17 protein-coding genes are annotated in these 15,864 nt (G+C 63.1%); 3 read left to right on the forward strand and 14 right to left on the reverse strand.

The features are described from left to right. Positions 1 to 20 precede the first annotated feature (20 nt). The 6 genes from LOY35_RS12620 to LOY35_RS12645 form a co-directional block, all read right to left on the reverse strand. Positions 21 to 788, reverse strand: a complete 768-nt coding sequence (locus tag LOY35_RS12620; RefSeq protein ID WP_258632916.1) for an SDR family oxidoreductase — start codon at positions 786 to 788, stop codon at positions 21 to 23. Continuing rightward, positions 778 to 1,581, reverse strand: a complete 804-nt coding sequence (locus tag LOY35_RS12625) for an SDR family NAD(P)-dependent oxidoreductase (protein WP_258632917.1) — start codon at positions 1,579 to 1,581, stop codon at positions 778 to 780. The genes LOY35_RS12620 and LOY35_RS12625 overlap by 11 nt, the downstream gene beginning before the upstream one ends. Beyond that, entirely contained in the window at positions 1,574 to 2,395 is an 822-nt protein-coding gene (locus tag LOY35_RS12630) for a molybdenum cofactor biosynthesis F family protein (RefSeq protein WP_258632919.1), read from the reverse strand. The genes LOY35_RS12625 and LOY35_RS12630 overlap by 8 nt, the downstream gene beginning before the upstream one ends. A gap of 85 nt (positions 2,396 to 2,480) precedes the next feature. Then, positions 2,481 to 3,140 carry a LuxR C-terminal-related transcriptional regulator gene (locus tag LOY35_RS12635; RefSeq protein ID WP_258632921.1) on the reverse strand — a complete coding sequence of 220 codons (660 nt, stop codon included), beginning with the start codon at positions 3,138 to 3,140 and terminating at the stop codon, positions 2,481 to 2,483. 52 nt (positions 3,141 to 3,192) lie between these two features. Continuing rightward, the gene (locus tag LOY35_RS12640) at positions 3,193 to 3,558 is read right to left on the reverse strand and encodes a cupin domain-containing protein (protein WP_041020123.1); all 366 of its coding nucleotides are present in this window, start codon (positions 3,556 to 3,558) and stop codon (positions 3,193 to 3,195) included. 115 nt (positions 3,559 to 3,673) lie between these two features. Continuing rightward, positions 3,674 to 4,972 carry an FAD-binding oxidoreductase gene (locus LOY35_RS12645; RefSeq protein ID WP_024779817.1) on the reverse strand — a complete coding sequence of 433 codons (1,299 nt, stop codon included), beginning with the start codon at positions 4,970 to 4,972 and terminating at the stop codon, positions 3,674 to 3,676. 310 nt (positions 4,973 to 5,282) lie between these two features. Between LOY35_RS12645 and LOY35_RS12650 the strand changes: the two genes are divergently transcribed. From LOY35_RS12650 to hpaR, 3 genes are all read left to right on the forward strand, one after another. Continuing rightward, positions 5,283 to 6,452, forward strand: a complete 1,170-nt coding sequence (locus LOY35_RS12650; protein ID WP_258632923.1) for a p-hydroxyphenylacetate 3-hydroxylase oxygenase component — start codon at positions 5,283 to 5,285, stop codon at positions 6,450 to 6,452. 72 nt (positions 6,453 to 6,524) lie between these two features. Then, positions 6,525 to 7,466: a p-hydroxyphenylacetate 3-hydroxylase reductase component gene (locus tag LOY35_RS12655; protein ID WP_258632925.1), complete on the forward strand. Its 942-nt coding sequence runs from the start codon at positions 6,525 to 6,527 to the stop codon at positions 7,464 to 7,466. Between the two features lie 217 nt (positions 7,467 to 7,683). Next, complete coding sequence (hpaR, locus tag LOY35_RS12660; protein WP_041020126.1) at positions 7,684 to 8,106, forward strand: homoprotocatechuate degradation operon regulator HpaR; 423 nt, start codon at positions 7,684 to 7,686, stop codon at positions 8,104 to 8,106. Between the two features lie 201 nt (positions 8,107 to 8,307). On the opposite strand, the gene hpaI is transcribed toward hpaR, so the two are convergent. The 8 genes from hpaI to LOY35_RS12700 form a co-directional block, all read right to left on the reverse strand. Next, a complete protein-coding gene (gene hpaI / locus LOY35_RS12665; RefSeq protein ID WP_258632927.1) occupies positions 8,308 to 9,105 on the reverse strand; it encodes a 4-hydroxy-2-oxoheptanedioate aldolase in 798 nt (265 codons plus the stop codon). Positions 9,106 to 9,123: 18 nt separating this feature from the next. Further along, positions 9,124 to 9,927, reverse strand: a complete 804-nt coding sequence (gene hpaH / locus LOY35_RS12670) for a 2-oxo-hept-4-ene-1,7-dioate hydratase (RefSeq protein WP_024779822.1) — start codon at positions 9,925 to 9,927, stop codon at positions 9,124 to 9,126. A 10-nt stretch (positions 9,928 to 9,937) separates the two neighbouring features. After that, a complete protein-coding gene (locus tag LOY35_RS12675; RefSeq protein WP_258632929.1) occupies positions 9,938 to 11,242 on the reverse strand; it encodes an MFS transporter in 1,305 nt (434 codons plus the stop codon). Between the two features lie 48 nt (positions 11,243 to 11,290). After that, on the reverse strand, positions 11,291 to 11,683 hold the full coding sequence (locus LOY35_RS12680; protein WP_258632931.1) for a 5-carboxymethyl-2-hydroxymuconate Delta-isomerase: 393 nt from the start codon (positions 11,681 to 11,683) through the stop codon (positions 11,291 to 11,293). Between the two features lie 24 nt (positions 11,684 to 11,707). Then, a complete protein-coding gene (gene hpaD / locus LOY35_RS12685; protein WP_258632932.1) occupies positions 11,708 to 12,565 on the reverse strand; it encodes a 3,4-dihydroxyphenylacetate 2,3-dioxygenase in 858 nt (285 codons plus the stop codon). A gap of 232 nt (positions 12,566 to 12,797) precedes the next feature. Then, positions 12,798 to 14,258, reverse strand: coding sequence for a 5-carboxymethyl-2-hydroxymuconate semialdehyde dehydrogenase (gene hpaE, locus LOY35_RS12690; RefSeq protein WP_047703380.1), 1,461 nt, complete (start codon positions 14,256 to 14,258; stop codon positions 12,798 to 12,800). Positions 14,259 to 14,263: 5 nt separating this feature from the next. Further along, positions 14,264 to 15,034 carry a fumarylacetoacetate hydrolase family protein gene (locus tag LOY35_RS12695; protein WP_258632934.1) on the reverse strand — a complete coding sequence of 257 codons (771 nt, stop codon included), beginning with the start codon at positions 15,032 to 15,034 and terminating at the stop codon, positions 14,264 to 14,266. Continuing rightward, positions 15,031 to 15,708 carry a fumarylacetoacetate hydrolase family protein gene (locus tag LOY35_RS12700; protein WP_258632935.1) on the reverse strand — a complete coding sequence of 226 codons (678 nt, stop codon included), beginning with the start codon at positions 15,706 to 15,708 and terminating at the stop codon, positions 15,031 to 15,033. Before LOY35_RS12700 ends, LOY35_RS12695 begins: the two co-directional genes overlap by 4 nt. Positions 15,709 to 15,864 lie beyond the last annotated feature (156 nt).

Raw genomic sequence — 15,864 nt, forward strand, 5'->3', positions numbered from 1 at the left:
CACCGCAAGCCGACCCCGTTTCAAATCTCCGGCAAGGTCGAGCCGCCGTCGACCACCAGGGTCTGGCCGGTCACATAGCTGGCCAGGTCCGAGGCCAGGAACAGCATGGCGCCGGCGATGTCGGCCGGTTTGCCCAGACGCCCCAGGGGGACTCGGCGGGCGATGTCCTGGTTGAGGTCATCGTCACCGAGGTTAGCCATGGCCGGTGTCGCGATCATGCCGGGTTCGACGCCGTTCACCCGGATATTCTCAGCCGCCAGCTCCAGGGCCACGTTGCGAATGAAACCATTGACCCCGGCCTTGGACGCGGCGTAATGGCTGAGCCCCGGATACGCCACCCGCGGGCCGGTGACCGATGAAGTCACCAGCACGCAGCCCTGGCCCTGGCGCCGGAACAGCGGCAGCGCCGCCTGGGTCAGCCAGAACAGCGCCGACAGGTTCACCGCCAGCGTCCGTTCCAGTACAGCTGGCGTAATCTGCTCGAAAGCCGTCAGCGGAAAATACCCCGCGTTGTGCACCAGCACATCCAGCCGGCCCAGGCGCTGCTCCAGCCCGGCCATCATGGCAGCAATCGCTGTGGCGTCAGCCAGATCAACGCCGACGGCTTCCACCTGGCAGCCCTCGGCAGTCAGTTCATCGGCGAGCGCTTCGGCCCGCGCCAGGCCCAGATCGGCGATCACCACCCGGGCCCCGTGCCAGGCGAAGGCTTCGACAATGGCCCGGCCAATGCCTTGGGCGCCGCCCGTCACCAGCACCGTTTTACTGCTGAAATCCAGATCATTCGGCATGGGCTGTCCCCATTCGGCTGAAGGCCAGTGTCGGCACGTCGACGATGCTGGAACCGCCATCGGCCACCAGCGCCGCGCCGGTGATGATCGACGCGTCCCGGGAAGCCAGGAAGCGACAGACCTGGGCGATTTCCTCGGCGCTGGCTGGCCGGCGCAATGGCACGTCGGCGCAGACCCGCTCGTAGGCCTGTTGCAGCGTTTCGCCATGGAACTGCATCAGCACCTGCATTTCCTCATCGGCCATCGGCGTGCGCACCCAGCCTGGGCAGACGGCGTTGACCCGCACGCCTTTTGGCCCGTAATCCCGCGCCAAAGAGCGGTTCAGGCCCAGCAGCGCGTGCTTGGCCGTGGTGTAGCCGCAAACCTGCGGCCCCGCCGCCAATGACGCAATGGAGGCGACCAGCACAATGTTGCCGGCGCTTTCCTGCAGCAGTGGCAAGCAAGCCCTCGCGCTATAGAACGCGCTGTCGAGGTTGCTGCGCATGGCTGCGTCCCAGGCCTGCGGACTGGTCTCGGTGGCGCTGCCCTGACCCATGCCACCGGCACACGCCAGCAGCACATCGAGTCGGCCGAAGCGCTGGCGAATCTGCGCGACGAAACCGTCCCAGATCTGCGGGCAAGCCGCATCGCCCACCAGCACCAGGCCGCCGATCTCTGCGGCCAGTTGCTCCAGGGGCTCGCGGCGTCGGCCGATCAACACCAGATTGGCGCCTTCGGCCGCGTGCAACCGGGCACAGGCGGCGCCGATGCCGGTGCCGGCGCCGGTAATCACCACGGTGCGTGATTCAGGCATCGGGATACTCCGTGCGGTTGAGGACCTGGCAGTAGGAACTGACCGGGAAATTGGAAAACTCATCGAACGACGCCCCGGCGTAGCCGAAGATCTTGCCGTCGCTGCGATGCTGTTGCAGGTCGATCAGCACCAGGCCGAGGGTCGGGATGATTTTTTCCCGCCAGACGAACAGGTACAACTCATCGGCGACCTTGTAGGTGTCGCAACGATCGGTGTCGCACAGGCCTTGCTCCACGCCCTTGAGGCACTGCCAGGAATAGAACTGGTCGTTGAGGTAAATGTGTTCGTAGACTTCACTCGGGCTGTAGCGATACAGGTTGCGCAGGCCCACCAGTTCCGTGCTCGGGGCATGCGGGCAGAGGTCTGGCTGCCAAGGGCGATCAAGGCTGCCGTGGAAGAATTCGACACCGACGGAAGTCAGCGGCTGACCCGCCAACGCTCGCCCGTAGAGCCCTTCGCGGGTTTGCGCTTGCTCGGGCATGCGGCCGATCACGGCGGTGAACGCCGCGTTGGCGGTGTCGAGCACCAGGCTGACCGACAAGGTTTGCGCACCTTCGCCCTTGAGGAAGTCCACCAGGTACAAGCCCGGGCGCACCGATGTGGCCCGATACGCCGCCGTGCCGCTGGAGTGTCCATCGGCCGCGTGCCACGACAAGGTTTCTTGCTCGAACCGATGCTCGATCTGCCAGCCATTGGCGAAGTTCAGGGTGAAGGTCTTGCCGCTCAGGTCAGCGAGGTTTGGCAGGATGAAGGCTTCTGGGGCAAAGCCATCGGCCAGGGCGCCGACGGTGATCCAGTCTGTAGATGTGCTCATTGCAAGGCTCCGGTTGGATGAAGTGTCCACCCGGATCATGGGGGCCTGGGCCCCAGTGGACTATCAACCGAATGGTTGAGCCGTGTCAGAGAAACAGTGTGCTGACCAACTCGGTACGGCTGCTCACGCCGACCTTGCGGAACAGGTTGATCAGGTGCGTCTTGATGGTCGGCAAGCCCACGTCCAGTTCCCGGGCCAAGTGTTTGTTGCTGACACCTTGGCGCAGCAGCAAGGCGATCTGGCGCTCCTTGGGCGTCAGGCTGCCCAAGGCATCCCCATGGGCGGGAAGGTGGGCGACGGCCAGTTGCAGCAAGGCCTGCAAGGCGTTGAGTTGGGTCAATTGCTGGCTGGTGAAGGCGCCTTGTTCGGCGGTGCGCAGCAACGAGATGGCGGCTTGCGGCTGACCGTCCCGGCGGGCGAAGACTTCCACCACATCCACGATGCCGTAGCGCTGCAAGAAGCTGCGGTAGCGCTGGCTGTCCCGTACCGGTTGGCGGGTCATCGCCAGGCCCAGCGGCACCACGGCCTGCTCGCTGGACACGCATTTGCGCGGTTGCAGCGGATCGAACTGGCAGTAATTGTCCAGGTAATCGCGGTGCATTTCGCCGCTCATGCCGTGCAGGCTGAAATCATGGGCCTGCAAGTGTCGGTCGACGCAGTAGAAGGCCGCCCGGCTGGCGGGAATCAGCTGGGTGAACGCTTGCAGACAATGACCGGCGATGTCCTGGGTGGCGATGACGTTCATGGGCGCAACCTTCGTGATGCGGGCCGCCGGTGATTCCAGCGGCCCTGTCCGGTCAGGCTACCGCGAAGTAGTGCTTGACGAAACTCTCGCTGACCACTTCCCACAGCACCGGCGTGCCCTTGGTCACGAACCAGCTGTCGCCGGCCTTGTAGCGGGTGCTCTGGCCGGTGGCTTCGTCGGTGAGCACCACTTCGCCGGTGACCACGGTGGCTTGTTCGGCGAAGGGATACACCATCCGGAACTTGCCCTGGGTGGTGCCGAAGTAGGCACTGCTGATGGCGTCGGTCGGAGCGCCGAAGGTCATCTTGCCGAAGGCTTTGACTTCGCCTTCGAGAATCTGCGAACCCAGGTCGGCAACGGTGCCCCAGGCGTCGAGCTCGGACAGCTGGATGTCTTTTTTAACGGTGGTGAGGGACATGGCAGTGACTCCTGATGATTGAGAGGGATGCGGTTTTGTGGCGAGGGGATTTATCCCCGCTGGGCTGCGCAGCAGCCCCATAAGCAGGCAGATATGAATTCAGGCCCACTACACGTTAGCGACGCCCATTCCAGTAACCCGACAACTGATGCCAGGACTTGCCGGCGGTCAGCAGCAACGGGCGGATGGCGTCTTTGCCGATGATGGTCGGGCGTTTAATGGAGCTGACCAGATCGTAGCGTGCCGAGCCTTCGCTCATGCCTTCGGCCAGCACCTTGCAGATGATGTGGCTCGGCGTGACGCCAAAGCCGGAATAGCCCTGGACGAAAAAGGCATTGCGGCGGCCGGGCAGGGTGCCGATCTGCGGGAACAGGTTCGGGCTGCACGCCATCGGCCCACCCCAGGCCAGGTCGATTTTCACGTCCTTGAGGTACGGGAAGATCTTCAGCATCAAGTGCCGGTTCCAGGCCTTGAGATCCTGGGGGATGTGTTCCACCAGCGGCGTGGCGGCGCCGAACAGCAGACGGTTTTCATTGGTGACGCGGTAGTAGTCGATCACCGGGCGAATGTCGCTGTAGGCACCGCGGATCGGGCTGATGCGCTGGATCAGCTCGTCCGACAACGGCTCGGTCATCATCTGGAAGGCGTAGGTGTTGATGGTCGAACGATGCAGCTCCGGCTCCAGCTTGTTGAGGAAACTGTCACAGGCCCACAGCAGTTTGCTGGCCTTGACCGAGCCGCGCCCGGTGCGCACGGTGATGCGCTCGCCGTAGCTGACTTCCAGGGCCGGGCTGTTTTCGAAGATCCGCACGCCGTGGCCGGCCAGGGCCTTGGCTTCACCCAGCAGCAGGTTCAGCGAGTGCACGTGGCCGCCGCCCATGTGCAGCAAGGCGCTGCCGTAGGCCTTGGAACCGATGATCTGCTGGACGTCGGAACCGCCGAGAAAGCGGATCTCGTGCTTGCTGTTGATCGACTTGAAGTCTTTTTCCCAGGCCCGCAGGGTTTTTTCCTGGCGGGCGTTGAAGCCCATGTAGCCGTAGCCATGGCAGAAGTCGGCATCGATGGCGTATTTGGCGATGCGGTCCTTGATGATGTCCGCGCCCAGGTCGCTGATCTCGAAGACCTGGCGCAGGCCGTCTTCACCCACGTCCTTCTTGATCTTTTCCAGGTCATGCCCGATCCCGGCCATGATCTGCCCGCCGTTGCGCCCGGTACCGCCGAAGCCCAGGTAGCGCGCCTCGAGCACCACGATATTGGTGATGCCTTTTTCAGCGAGCTCCAGCGCGGTGTTGATGCCGGAGAAGCCACCCCCAATCACCACGACATCGGCTTCCACGTCTTGCTCCAGGGTGGGAAAGCTGAGGTTGTACTTCTTGGTAGCGGTGTAATAGGTGGGCGTTTCGATATTGATCATGACGCAACCTGACAAAGTGAAAGGAAACTCCGTGCAGGGCACTGCACGCGATGGCTCTATTAAGGCCCCGGAGAGGGGCACTTGTCTTGATCATCCGTGCCGCGAGACTTGACCGAGCGCGCCATCGCTCGGTTATTTCGCCATGAAAAGTACAATCTTCGATCTGGAAGGTGCATTTTTCAGCCACCCGGGAATGCCCATACTGGACGGGCCTTAATCATTTGATCCCGCCGTTTCTGCACCACGAGCCTATCGTGAGGTGCAAGGCCAGGCCGGGATCGGCAGACGCCAATAATAAAAGAGCCCGCCCATGAAAAAGCCAAATCCGCTTCTCGAAGACCTCAAGCCCATCCTGCCGGCCATTGCCGCCAATGCCTTCCAGGCGGAACAGGACCGTAGCGTTCCGGCCGAGAATATCGCCTTGCTCAAGGGCATCGGCATGCACCGGGCGTTCCTGCCGAAGAAATACGGCGGCATGGAGATTTCCCTGCCGCAGTTTGCCGATTGCATCGCTCTGCTGGCCGGCGCCTGTGCCAGCACGGCCTGGGCCATGAGCCTGCTGTGCACCCACAGCCATCAGTTGGCGATGTTCCCGGCCAAGACCCAGGAAGAAGTCTGGGGCGATGATCCCGATGCCACCGCCAGCAGCAGCATCGCACCGTTCGGTCGCACCGAGGAGGTCGAAGGCGGTGTGATGTTCAGCGGTGAAATGGGCTGGAGTAGCGGTTGCGACCACGCCGAGTGGGCGATTGTCGGGTTTCGGCGCAAGAACGCCGAAGGCACCCAGGACTATTGCTTCGCGGTACTGCCTCGAAGCGATTACGCCATTCGCGATGACTGGTTCGCGGTGGGCATGCGCGGCAGCGGCAGCAAGACGTTGATCATCGACAACGCGTTCGTGCCGGAACACCGGATCCAGAAAGCCAAGGACATGATGGAAGGCAAGTCCGGCGGCTTCGGCTTGTACCCCGACAGCAAGATTTTCTACTCGCCGTATCGGCCGTACTTCGCCAGTGGCTTTTCCACCGTCAGCCTGGGCGTGGCCGAACGCATGCTCGAAGTATTCCGTGAGAAAACCCGCAACCGCGTGCGCGCCTACACCGGTGCGGCAGTGGGGGCGGCCACCCCGGCGCTGATGCGCCTGGCCGAGTCCACCCACCAGGTGGCGGCGGCCCGGGCCTTCCTCGAAAAAACCTGGCAGGAGCACGCCGAGCACAGCGAACGCCATGAATACCCGAGCCGGGAAACCCTGGCGTTCTGGCGGACCAACCAGGGCTACGCCACCAAGATGTGCATCCAGGCGGTGGACCGGCTGATGGAGGCAGCCGGTGGTGGTGCCTGGTTCGAGACCAACGAACTGCAACGGCTGTTCCGCGATGCACACCTCACGGGCGCCCATGCCTACACCGACTACGACGTTTGCGCGCAGATCCTCGGACGCGAACTGATGGGCCTGGAGCCCGACCCCACCATGGTGTGACCGCCGGTTCGCCGAGTCCCGCCTCTACAACAATAAATCGAGGCCGTCACCTGAGGCGGCCGGGAGTCTTGCATGTCCAGTATTTCCGATAGCGCTTTCGATACCCGCGCATTCCGCCGGGCCCTGGGTAACTTTGCCACCGGTGTGACCGTGGTCACCGCCGCGGCTGAGGATGGCCGCAAGGTCGGCGTGACGGCCAACAGTTTCAACTCGGTGTCCCTGGACCCGCCGCTGATTCTCTGGAGCATCGACAAGCGCTCCAGCAGCCACGGCGTGTTCGAAGCCGCCAGTCACTTTGCCGTGAACGTATTGGCTGCCGACCAGATCGACCTGTCGAACAACTTCGCCCGGCCCAAGGAAGATCGCTTCGCTGATATCGAATTCGACAGCGGCGTCGGTGGGGCTCCGGTGTTCGCCGATTGCGCCGCGCGTTTTCACTGTGAAAAATTCCAACAGGTTGATGGCGGTGATCACTGGATCATGATCGGCAAGGTCGTGGCCTTCGACGACTTCGGACGCTCGCCGTTGCTCTATCACCAGGGCGCCTATTCGATGGTCCTGCCCCACACGCGCATGACCCGGCGCGAAGAAGGGCAGCCACCCAGCAGTCACTTCCAGGGGCGTTTGAGCCACAACCTCTACTATCTGATGACCCAGGCATTGCGGGCGTACCAGGCCAGCTACCAGCCACGGCAACTGTCCACCGGATTGCGCACCAGCGAAGCGCGGATGCTGATGGTGCTGGAGAACGACGCCGGGCTGAACCTGACTGACCTGCAGCGGGAAGTGGCGATGCCGGTGCGCGAGATCGAAGAGGCCGTGGCCAACCTCAAGCGCAAGGGCCTGGTGAGCGATGACGGTGACCGGGTGCGCCTGACCGTCAAGGGCATCGACGAAACCGAAGGGCTCTGGGCCATTGCCAGGGAGCAGCAGGACAAGGTGTTCGGCCAGTTTGGCGAGGCTCAGGTGGAGCATTTCAAGACGGTGCTCAAAGGGGTGATCAAGGGCGCATAGAGCAGATCTGTGGGAGCAAAGCTTGCTCGCGAATGGGGATGTCGGTCGACAACGATGTTGACTGGGCCGCCGCTGTCGCGAGCAAGCTTTGCTCCCACAGGCTGGCCCCACAGCTTTAACGCTCCACGGTTAAATCCCTCGCCACAGTCCATCTGCACTCCGATGATGCTAAGATTTAGTTAACTCATTAACTAAATCTCCTTGGCGATCACTCTCCATGCCCAAACCGCGTCAATCCCTGACCCTGACCCTGCTACAGGCCCGTGAAGCGGCCATGGGGTTTTTCCGTCCTTCCCTCAATCAACATGGCCTGACCGAGCAGCAATGGCGGGTCATCCGTATCCTCAGCCAGCACGACGAACTGGAGATCAATCGTCTGGCCGAACTGGCCTGCATCCTCAAGCCCAGCATGACCGGCGTGCTGGTGCGCATGGAGGCAGCGGGCATGGTGGTGCGGCGCAAGGCCGAGCAGGACCAGCGACGGGTACTGGTGCGCCTGGCGCCCCAGGGGCAGGCGTGCTTCGACTCGATGAGCCAGAGCATGGAAGCCAATTACCAGCGATTGCAGGAAAAGTTGGGGGAGGAGAAGCTGCAGACGTTGTTGGGGTTGCTGAATGAGTTGAAGGCGGTCAGACGCTGAAAGTTGATTGGTAAGGCATTTTGTGGCGAGGGGATTCAGCGAACCGTCGCACCGCCCCGCTGGGCTGCGCAGCAGCCCCAAGAGAGTCCAACTCTATCTGCCTGATACACCGAGGTGTCAGGTTTTAGGGCTGCTGCGCAGCCCAGCGGGGCGGTGCGACGGTTCGCTAAATCCCCTCGCCACAGAAGTGCTCGACTTGGGTCAGTAAACCCCGCCCATCGCTGGCTTCGGCGCATCCTTGAACGTCGCCGCCAGGCTTTGAAGGCCGCGCATCAGCACGGTCGTGTCCACCCCCACCGCCACGAACGCCGCGCCCAGCTCGATGTAGCGCCGGGCCAGTTTCTCATCGGCGCTGAGGATCCCGGCGGCCTTGCCGGCCTGGCGAATGCGGGCGATGGCGTCCTCGATGGCCGCTTGTACGTCCGGATGGCCGGGATTGCCACGAAAACCCATCGACGCGCTCAGGTCCGCCGGCCCGATGAACACACCGTCGACGCCCTCCACGGCGGCGATGGCGTCGAGGTTGGCCAGGCCCTCGCGGCTTTCGATCTGCACCAGCAGGCACATCTGTTCATCGGCTTTGTCGAGGTAACCGGGAATGCTGTTCCAGCGCGACGCCCGGGCCAGCGCGCTGCCGACGCCACGGATGCCGCTGGGCGGATAGTGCATGGCGCGCACCAGTTCGCGAGCCTGCCCGGCGCTTTCCACCATAGGCACCAGGAGCGTCTGCACGCCGAGGTCGAGTACTTGCTTGATCAGCGCGGTGTCGCCGGTCACCGGGCGGATCACCGGCTGACCGGGGTAGGGCGCCACGGCCTGGAGCTGACCGAGCAGGGTGCGCACGTCGTTGGGGGCGTGCTCACCGTCGATCAGCAGCCAGTCGAAGCCGGCATTGGCTGCCAGTTCGGCGCAGTAAGTGTCGGCCAGTCCGAGCCACAGGCCAATCTGCGCCTCGCCACTTTTCAGGTGTTGTTTGAAGGTGTTGATCGGCATGTCCATTGGGCAGTCCTTGAGCAGTCAGACGAAACGGCAGGCGATGGAACCGAGCATGTCGTAGTCGACATGGAAGGTATCGCCCGGGTTGGCCGCCACCGGGCGGGTGAAGGAGCCGCCGAGGATGACCTGCCCCGGTTGCAGGGTGACGTCATAGGCCGCCAGCTTGTTCGCCAGCCAGGCCACGCCTTTGGCCGGGTGATTGAGCACCGCCGCCGAAACGCCGGACTCTTCGATCACGCCGTTGCGGTAGAGCACCGCCGGCACTTTGCGCAGGTCGATCTCGGTGGGGCGCACCGCACGACCGCCCATGACCACACCGGCATTGGCCGCGTTGTCCGAGATGGTGTCGAAGACTTTGCGGGTGGCCTTGGTCTGCGGGTCGACCTGCTGGATCCGTGCATCGATGATTTCCAGCGCCGGAATCACCCATTCGGTCGCGTCCAGTACGTCGAACACCGTCACGTTCGGGCCTTTCAACGGTTTGCCGAGAATGAACGCCAGTTCCACTTCTACCCGCGGGACGATGAAGCGCTCGAAGGGAATGTCGGTGCCTTCGTCGAAGAACATGTCGTCCAGCAGCGCGCCGTAGTCCGGCTCGGTGATGTTCGAAGAGACTTGCATGGCCCGGGAGGTCAGGCCGATCTTGTGGCCGACCAGTTTGCGGCCGTCCTTGATCTTTTGCGCCACCCAGGCGCGCTGGATGGCATAGGCGTCATCGAGGGTGATCTGCGGGTGATCAAGGGAAAACTGTCGCACCTGTTCCCGTGAACGCTCGGCATGGTCGAGGCGGGCGGCGGCTTGTTGGATGAGGCTTTGATCGAGCATGACAAGGTCCCTATTGAGGATTGACGACGGCAGCCCGGGTGCGCAGCACCAGCAGGCCGCCCAGGGTGATAAACAGCGCCAGGACGTAAAGGGCCAGGCTGGCGCTCTGGGTGGTGTCCCGCATCCAGCCGATGAGGTAGGGCGCGAAGAATGAGGCGATGCTGCCGAAGGAACTGATCAGGGCAATTCCGGCGGCCTGGGTGTTGTTGGAAAGAAAGGCGGGTGGCAATTGCCAGAACATCGGCAACGCTGCGCTGGCACCCATGCCGGCGACAATCAGGCCACCGAGCACCAGCGTCGGGTTGCCGGGAGAGAGCCCGGCGATGGCAATGCCGGCTGCCGACATCAGCAGCGGCACGCAAAGGTGCCAGCGGCGTTCGCGGTTGCGGTCGGAAGACCGGCCACAGCCGATCATGAAAAAGCAGCCCGCCAGGTACGGCACCGCGCTGAGCAAGCCGACCTTGCCATCGCTGCCGATGCCGGCGCCGTGGATCAGGGTGGGCATCCAGAAGGCCAGGGTATTCACCGCCAGCATCACGGCGAAGTACACCGCCACCAGCAACCAGACCTGCGGGTTATTGAGGATCGCCGAGAACGAGGTGATGGATTTTCGCTGCTCCTCGACACTCAGTTGTTCGCGCAGTTGCTGTTTGGCGTCGGGCGTGAGCCAGTCGACCGTCTCGAAACTGTCCGGCAGGCATTTGAGCACCACCAGGCCCAGCAGGATCACCGGCAGCCCCTCGAGGACGAACATCCACTGCCAGCCGCGCAAGCCGCCCACGTCGTGGAAGTATTCGAGAATCCCTCCGGACAACGGCCCGCCGATCACTCCCGCCATCGGCACGGCGATGGCGAACAGCGCGGTCACCTGGGCCCGGCGTCGCGCCGGGTACCAGCGGTTGAGAAAGACCAGGATGCCCGGGAAGAAACCGGCTTCGGCTACCCCCAGCAGAAAGCGCAACACATAAAAACCGCTGGCGCTTTCAATCAGGAACATGCTGGTGGACAAGGCCCCCCAGACCACCATCAGCGTGGCGATCCAGCGGCGTGGCCCGACCCGGTCCAGGGCCATGTTGCTGGGTACGCCAAACAGCGCATAGGCGATGAAGAACAGGCCGGCACCGAAGCCGTAGACCGTGTCGCTGAACTGCAGGTCGGCGCTCATCTGCATCTTGGCGAAGCCGATGTTGATGCGGTCCAGATGGGCAAACAGGTAGCAGACCAGCAGCAACGGCATCAGCCGCCAGGTGATCGTGGCGTGGGTGCGGTCGTGCGCGATGGCGCCGGCAGTGCCAGCGGGATTGGCTGTGCTCATGATCTTGTACTTTTTGTCAGAGGGCCGATGGGTAACTGTCAGGCGCGCTTAGCTCGTCTGGGCCTTGAGGAAGGCGTGGACGTTGTTGGCCTTGAAGTTGAGTTGCTCGTGCAGTTCGATCATCTCGAACGACAGGGCCAGCAGACGCTGGGCCTGGAGTTCGGCGAAGTGCGCGGTGATCACTTCGAAGAGTTCCTCCGCGACTTTCTGGCGGGTGGCGAGGTCGCGGCCGTGGCCGACTTTCAGCGTCATGTGCACGAAGGCATAGTCGTGCTTGCCGTCGGCCATGCGCCAGGTGTCCAGGCGCACCCCACGGCTGCGGATGCCGCCGAGGGGAAACACGCCGCTGTCGCCCAGCAAGGCATGGACTTTTTCAAACAGGCCGGGCAAGTCGGCCTGTTGTTCGATGTTGTCGGTGTACTCAGCGATGAAGTGCGGCATCGTCGGATCTCCTGCGCAGGCTGTTCAAACCGGAAAAATGGCGTTGATCTGGCCGGTGCCGGAACTGCCGAACGGCTCGGTGATGATTTCCGCCGGCTTGTCGTAATCCGGCCCACCCAGCAGCCCCAGGAGCATGGCGGTGTCGTGCATCTTGCCTTCGCCGAAGCAGTGTTCGGCGTAGTCCGGGAGCATGGCGCAGAATTCCTTCCAGCGACCCTCGCGCCACATCTGGACGACGTGCAGGTCGACCTGCTTGTCGAATTCCCGCGTCCAGTTATGGATGTTGGCTTCGGCATTGCGGTCATCGGAGAACCGGTGGGACAGCGAGCCGGACGCCAGCACCAGCACCTTGCGGTCGCTTTTTTCGATGGCCCGGCGCACGGCGGCGCCGAAGGTGAAGCTGTCTTGCAGGCGATGCCAGGCACACCAGGCGGCTATCGAGACGACGTTGAGCTTCTGTTCCGGCGGGACATCCATGTGCATGTAGCGCATGGGCACCAGCGTGCCGTATTCCAGTTCCAGGCTGGGGATGTTGTGGGCCAGGGTGCGGACATCGGCGGCGTTGGCCTCAGCGGCAATCAGCTCGCCCAGTTCCGGGGCGCCCGAGTACTCGTACTCCATGTTCTTGATGAAGTGCGGCAGCTCGTTGCTGGTGTAGATGCCCTTGAAATGCTCGCCACTGTTGATGTGATAGGCGCTGTTGACCAGCCAGTGCACATCGAACACCACGGCGGTGTCGGCACCCAGCTCACGGGCGCGGCGGCCGATTTCCTTGTGCCCGGCAATCGCCGCCGCGCGACAGCCATGGTGCTTGCCGGGCAGCTCCGACAGGTACATCGAGGGAACGTGGCAGATTTTCGCAGCCAGGACGACTTCGCCCATGATGATTCTCCTGAAAAAATTGTTCTTGTTGAGGCTAGGGTCACATTAGGTTGATGAACTACAGCCTTTGTGGCGAGGGGATTTATCCCCGCTGGGGCGCGAAGCGGCCCTGAATCAGTCAACCCCGATCAACCTGACACACCGAGGTGTCTGGTTTGAGGTCTGCTTCGCAGCCCAGCGGGGCGGTGCGACGTCTCGCTAAATCCCCTCGCCACAGGGTTCATCGCTGGTTTTAGATGCCCCACCTTGGAATGTGATGGCCGCCCATGGAAATGCAAACGTTCTTGATCTCGGCAAACACCTCGAAGCTGTACTGTCCACCTTCGCGCCCGGTTCCGGAACCCTTTACGCCGCCGAAAGGCTGGCGCAGGTCGCGGACGTTCTGGCTGTTGATGAACACCATGCCGGCCTCGATGCCGTGGGCCAGGCGATGGGCCTTGCCGATGTCCTGGGTCCAGATGTACGACGCCAGGCCATATTCGGTGTCGTTGGCCAGTTGCAGGGCTTCGGCTTCATCCTTGAACGGGATCAGGCAGACCACCGGGCCGAAGATTTCCTCCTGGGCGATGCGCATCTTGTTGTTCACGTCGGCGAACACCGTCGGCTGGATGAACTGGCCGCGACTCAAGTGTGCAGGCAAGTTGGCCGGGCGTTCCAGGCCGCCGGCCAGCAGGGTGGCGCCTTCTTCGAGGCCGATCCTGATGTAGCCGGTGACTTTGTCATAGTGGGCCTGGGTGATCATCGAGCCGACCTGGGTCTTCGGATCCTGTGGATCACCGACGATCAGGCGTTTGGCGCGGGCGGCGAATTCGGCGACGAACTGCGGGTAGACGCTTTCCTGGATGAAGATCCGGCTGCCGGCGGTGCAACGTTCGCCGTTCAGCGAGAAGATCGTGAACAGCGCCGCGTCGAGGGCCCGTTCCAGGTCTGCGTCTTCGAAAATCAGCACCGGCGACTTGCCGCCGAGCTCCATGGAGTACTTTTTCAACCCGGCGGTCTGCATGATTTTCTTGCCGGTGGCGGTGCCGCCAGTAAAGGAGATCGCCCGCACGTCCGGGTGCCGCACCAACGCATCGCCCGCCGTGGCGCCGTAGCCCTGGATTACGTTCAACACGCCGTTGGGAATTCCCGCTTCCACGGCCAGGCGCCCCAGTTCGTTAGCCGTGAGGGGCGACAGCTCCGACATCTTCAACACGGCGGTGTTGCCCAGAGCCAGGCACGGCGCGGTCTTCCAGGTCGCGGTCATGAACGGCACGTTCCATGGCGACACCAGGCCGCAGACACCCACCGGCTGGTACAGGGTGTAATTGAGCATCTGGTCGTCGACCGGGTAGGTGTGGCCGTCCATGCGGGTGCAGACTTCGGCAAAGAAATCGAAGTTGTGGGAGGCCCGGGGGATCAGCACATTCCGGGTCTGGTGGATCGGCAACCCGGTGTCGAGGGTTTCCAGCTCGGCCAGTTTCGGCACGTCCCGGTCGATCAGCTCACCCAGCTTGCGCATCAGCCGGGCGCGTTCCTTGGCGGGGGTGTTGGCCCACTTCGGAAAGGCCTCCTTGGCCGCGGCCACGGCCTGTGCGACTTCCTCGGCGCCGCCGCTGGCGACTTCGCCAATGGCTTCACCGGTGGCCGGGTTGTAGTTGACGAAGACGTCTTTGCTTTCGACCTCACGGCCGTTGATCCAGTGTTTGATCATGTTGCTCAAGCCTCTTTACGGGATGCGAAGAACGCGGCTTCGCTGACAATTCGATTGACCAGGCGGCCGACGCCTTCCACTTCCACCACCACTTCATCACCGGGCACCACGTCCGCCAGGCCTTCCGGCGTGCCGGTGGCGATCATGTCGCCGGGTTGCAGGGTCATGAAGCTGGACAGGTATTCGATCAGGTAGGGGACGTCGAAAATCATGTCCTTCGTGCTGCCTTCCTGGCGCAGTTCACCGTTGATCCAGGTGCGCAGCTTCAGGTTGGCCGGGTCCGGCACATCGGCGACGTCGACGATCCACGGGCCGACAGGAGTCGTGGCATCGCGGTTCTTCACCCGCAGGTTGGGGCGGTAGTAGTTTTCCAGGTAATCGCGGATCGCATAGTCGTTGCACACCGTGTAGCCGGCCAGGTAGTCCAGGGCGTCCTCGCGCTTGACGTTGCGGGCGGCTTTGCCGATGACCGCGACAAGCTCGCACTCGTAATGCATGTAGGCGACGTTGTCGGGGCGCCAGGTCTGCTGGTTGTGGCCGGTGTAGGTGCCGGGCGACTTGATGAACGCCAGGGGCTCGGTGGGCGGCTTGAAGGCCAGCTCGGCGGCGTGGTCGGCGTAGTTCAGGCCCAGGGCGAACATGCTGCCGGTGGCCGGTGGCAGCCACTCGACCTGGTCCTCGGCCAGCAGGCGACCATCGGCCAGGCGCACGGTGTTGCCGGCCTCGACGGTGACGGCGTGGACCTGGTCTTCGAAACGAATGCGCGCATGCTTCATGAACGTACTCCTGGTTGCTCGGCCACAACGGTGTTGATGAGACGACCCAGGCCGCCGATGTCCACTTCGACGCGATCACCGGGTACCACGTCGACCCGGCCCTCAGGCGTGCCGGTGATCAGCACGTCGCCGGCGTGCAGGGTCATGAACTCGCTGATCTCGGCGATCAGTTGGGGGATGTTGCGAACGAAATTGGCCGTGCTGTTCTGCTGCCGTACTTCGCCGTTGACGTACAGCGTGATCGCCAGGCTGTGGGGATCGGCCACGTTGGCGCTCGGCACCAGTTCCGGCCCGATGGCGCAGAAGCCGTCCCGGCACTTGGCCTTGACGGCGGGGCGGTAGTAGCTGTCTTCCGGCAGGCTGAATTCATTGACGACGGTGTAACCAGCCACATAGTCCAGGGCCTCGGCGGCGCTGACGCGGCTGGCCGACCTGCCCATCACCACACCCAGGGCCGGGCCCGGTTGCAGTCGTTCGCCGTGGCCGGGATGAACCACGTCGGCGTCGTGCCGGTTGCGGGTGTTGGGGGTCTTGATGAACAGCACCGGCTTGACCGGCGGCTTCTGGTAAGGCGGTTGCTCGAACTCGGCGAGGCGCTGCTTCAGCAGCCCCTGATAGTTCAGCGCGACCCCGAACAGGGTGCCGGTTGCGACGTCATGCAGGGCACGGCTCATGCTTGTCTCCTGGCGGTGCAGAGGGAGGAGGGCTCTGCGATATTGTTAATGTGTTAACAGTTATAATTAAGATGTTAACTATCGTCAAGCGTGACAGAATGATCGGTACTGGTTGCCTTCCCGGATTCGGTGCAGGATGAGCCTCGGGCGTTGCCT

Origin of the sequence: Pseudomonas sp. B21-028 (assembly GCF_024749045.1) — a bacterium.
In the GTDB taxonomy this organism is placed as follows: Bacteria; Pseudomonadota; Gammaproteobacteria; order Pseudomonadales; family Pseudomonadaceae; genus Aquipseudomonas.

Excerpts from the sequence above, each read along its gene's own strand:
- LOY35_RS12695 (WP_258632934.1), bottom strand. The coding sequence starts at position 15,034 with ATGAAGCATGCGCGCATTCGTTTCGAAGACCAGGTCCACGCCGTCACC.
- LOY35_RS12675 (WP_258632929.1), bottom strand. The coding sequence starts at position 11,242 with ATGAGCACAGCCAATCCCGCTGGCACTGCCGGCGCCATCGCGCACGAC.
- LOY35_RS12625 (WP_258632917.1), bottom strand. The coding sequence starts at position 1,581 with ATGCCTGAATCACGCACCGTGGTGATTACCGGCGCCGGCACCGGCATC.
- LOY35_RS12655 (WP_258632925.1), top strand. The coding sequence starts at position 6,525 with ATGTCCAGTATTTCCGATAGCGCTTTCGATACCCGCGCATTCCGCCGG.
- LOY35_RS12640 (WP_041020123.1), bottom strand. The coding sequence starts at position 3,558 with ATGTCCCTCACCACCGTTAAAAAAGACATCCAGCTGTCCGAGCTCGAC.
- hpaD (WP_258632932.1), bottom strand. The coding sequence starts at position 12,565 with ATGGGCGAAGTCGTCCTGGCTGCGAAAATCTGCCACGTTCCCTCGATG.
- hpaR (WP_041020126.1), top strand. The coding sequence starts at position 7,684 with ATGCCCAAACCGCGTCAATCCCTGACCCTGACCCTGCTACAGGCCCGT.
- hpaH (WP_024779822.1), bottom strand. The coding sequence starts at position 9,927 with ATGCTCGATCAAAGCCTCATCCAACAAGCCGCCGCCCGCCTCGACCAT.
- LOY35_RS12680 (WP_258632931.1), bottom strand. The coding sequence starts at position 11,683 with ATGCCGCACTTCATCGCTGAGTACACCGACAACATCGAACAACAGGCC.
- LOY35_RS12645 (WP_024779817.1), bottom strand. The coding sequence starts at position 4,972 with ATGATCAATATCGAAACGCCCACCTATTACACCGCTACCAAGAAGTAC.
- LOY35_RS12650 (WP_258632923.1), top strand. The coding sequence starts at position 5,283 with ATGAAAAAGCCAAATCCGCTTCTCGAAGACCTCAAGCCCATCCTGCCG.
- hpaI (WP_258632927.1), bottom strand. The coding sequence starts at position 9,105 with ATGGACATGCCGATCAACACCTTCAAACAACACCTGAAAAGTGGCGAG.
- LOY35_RS12630 (WP_258632919.1), bottom strand. The coding sequence starts at position 2,395 with ATGAGCACATCTACAGACTGGATCACCGTCGGCGCCCTGGCCGATGGC.
- LOY35_RS12635 (WP_258632921.1), bottom strand. The coding sequence starts at position 3,140 with ATGAACGTCATCGCCACCCAGGACATCGCCGGTCATTGTCTGCAAGCG.
- LOY35_RS12620 (WP_258632916.1), bottom strand. The coding sequence starts at position 788 with ATGCCGAATGATCTGGATTTCAGCAGTAAAACGGTGCTGGTGACGGGC.
- hpaE (WP_047703380.1), bottom strand. The coding sequence starts at position 14,258 with ATGATCAAACACTGGATCAACGGCCGTGAGGTCGAAAGCAAAGACGTC.
- LOY35_RS12700 (WP_258632935.1), bottom strand. The coding sequence starts at position 15,708 with ATGAGCCGTGCCCTGCATGACGTCGCAACCGGCACCCTGTTCGGGGTC.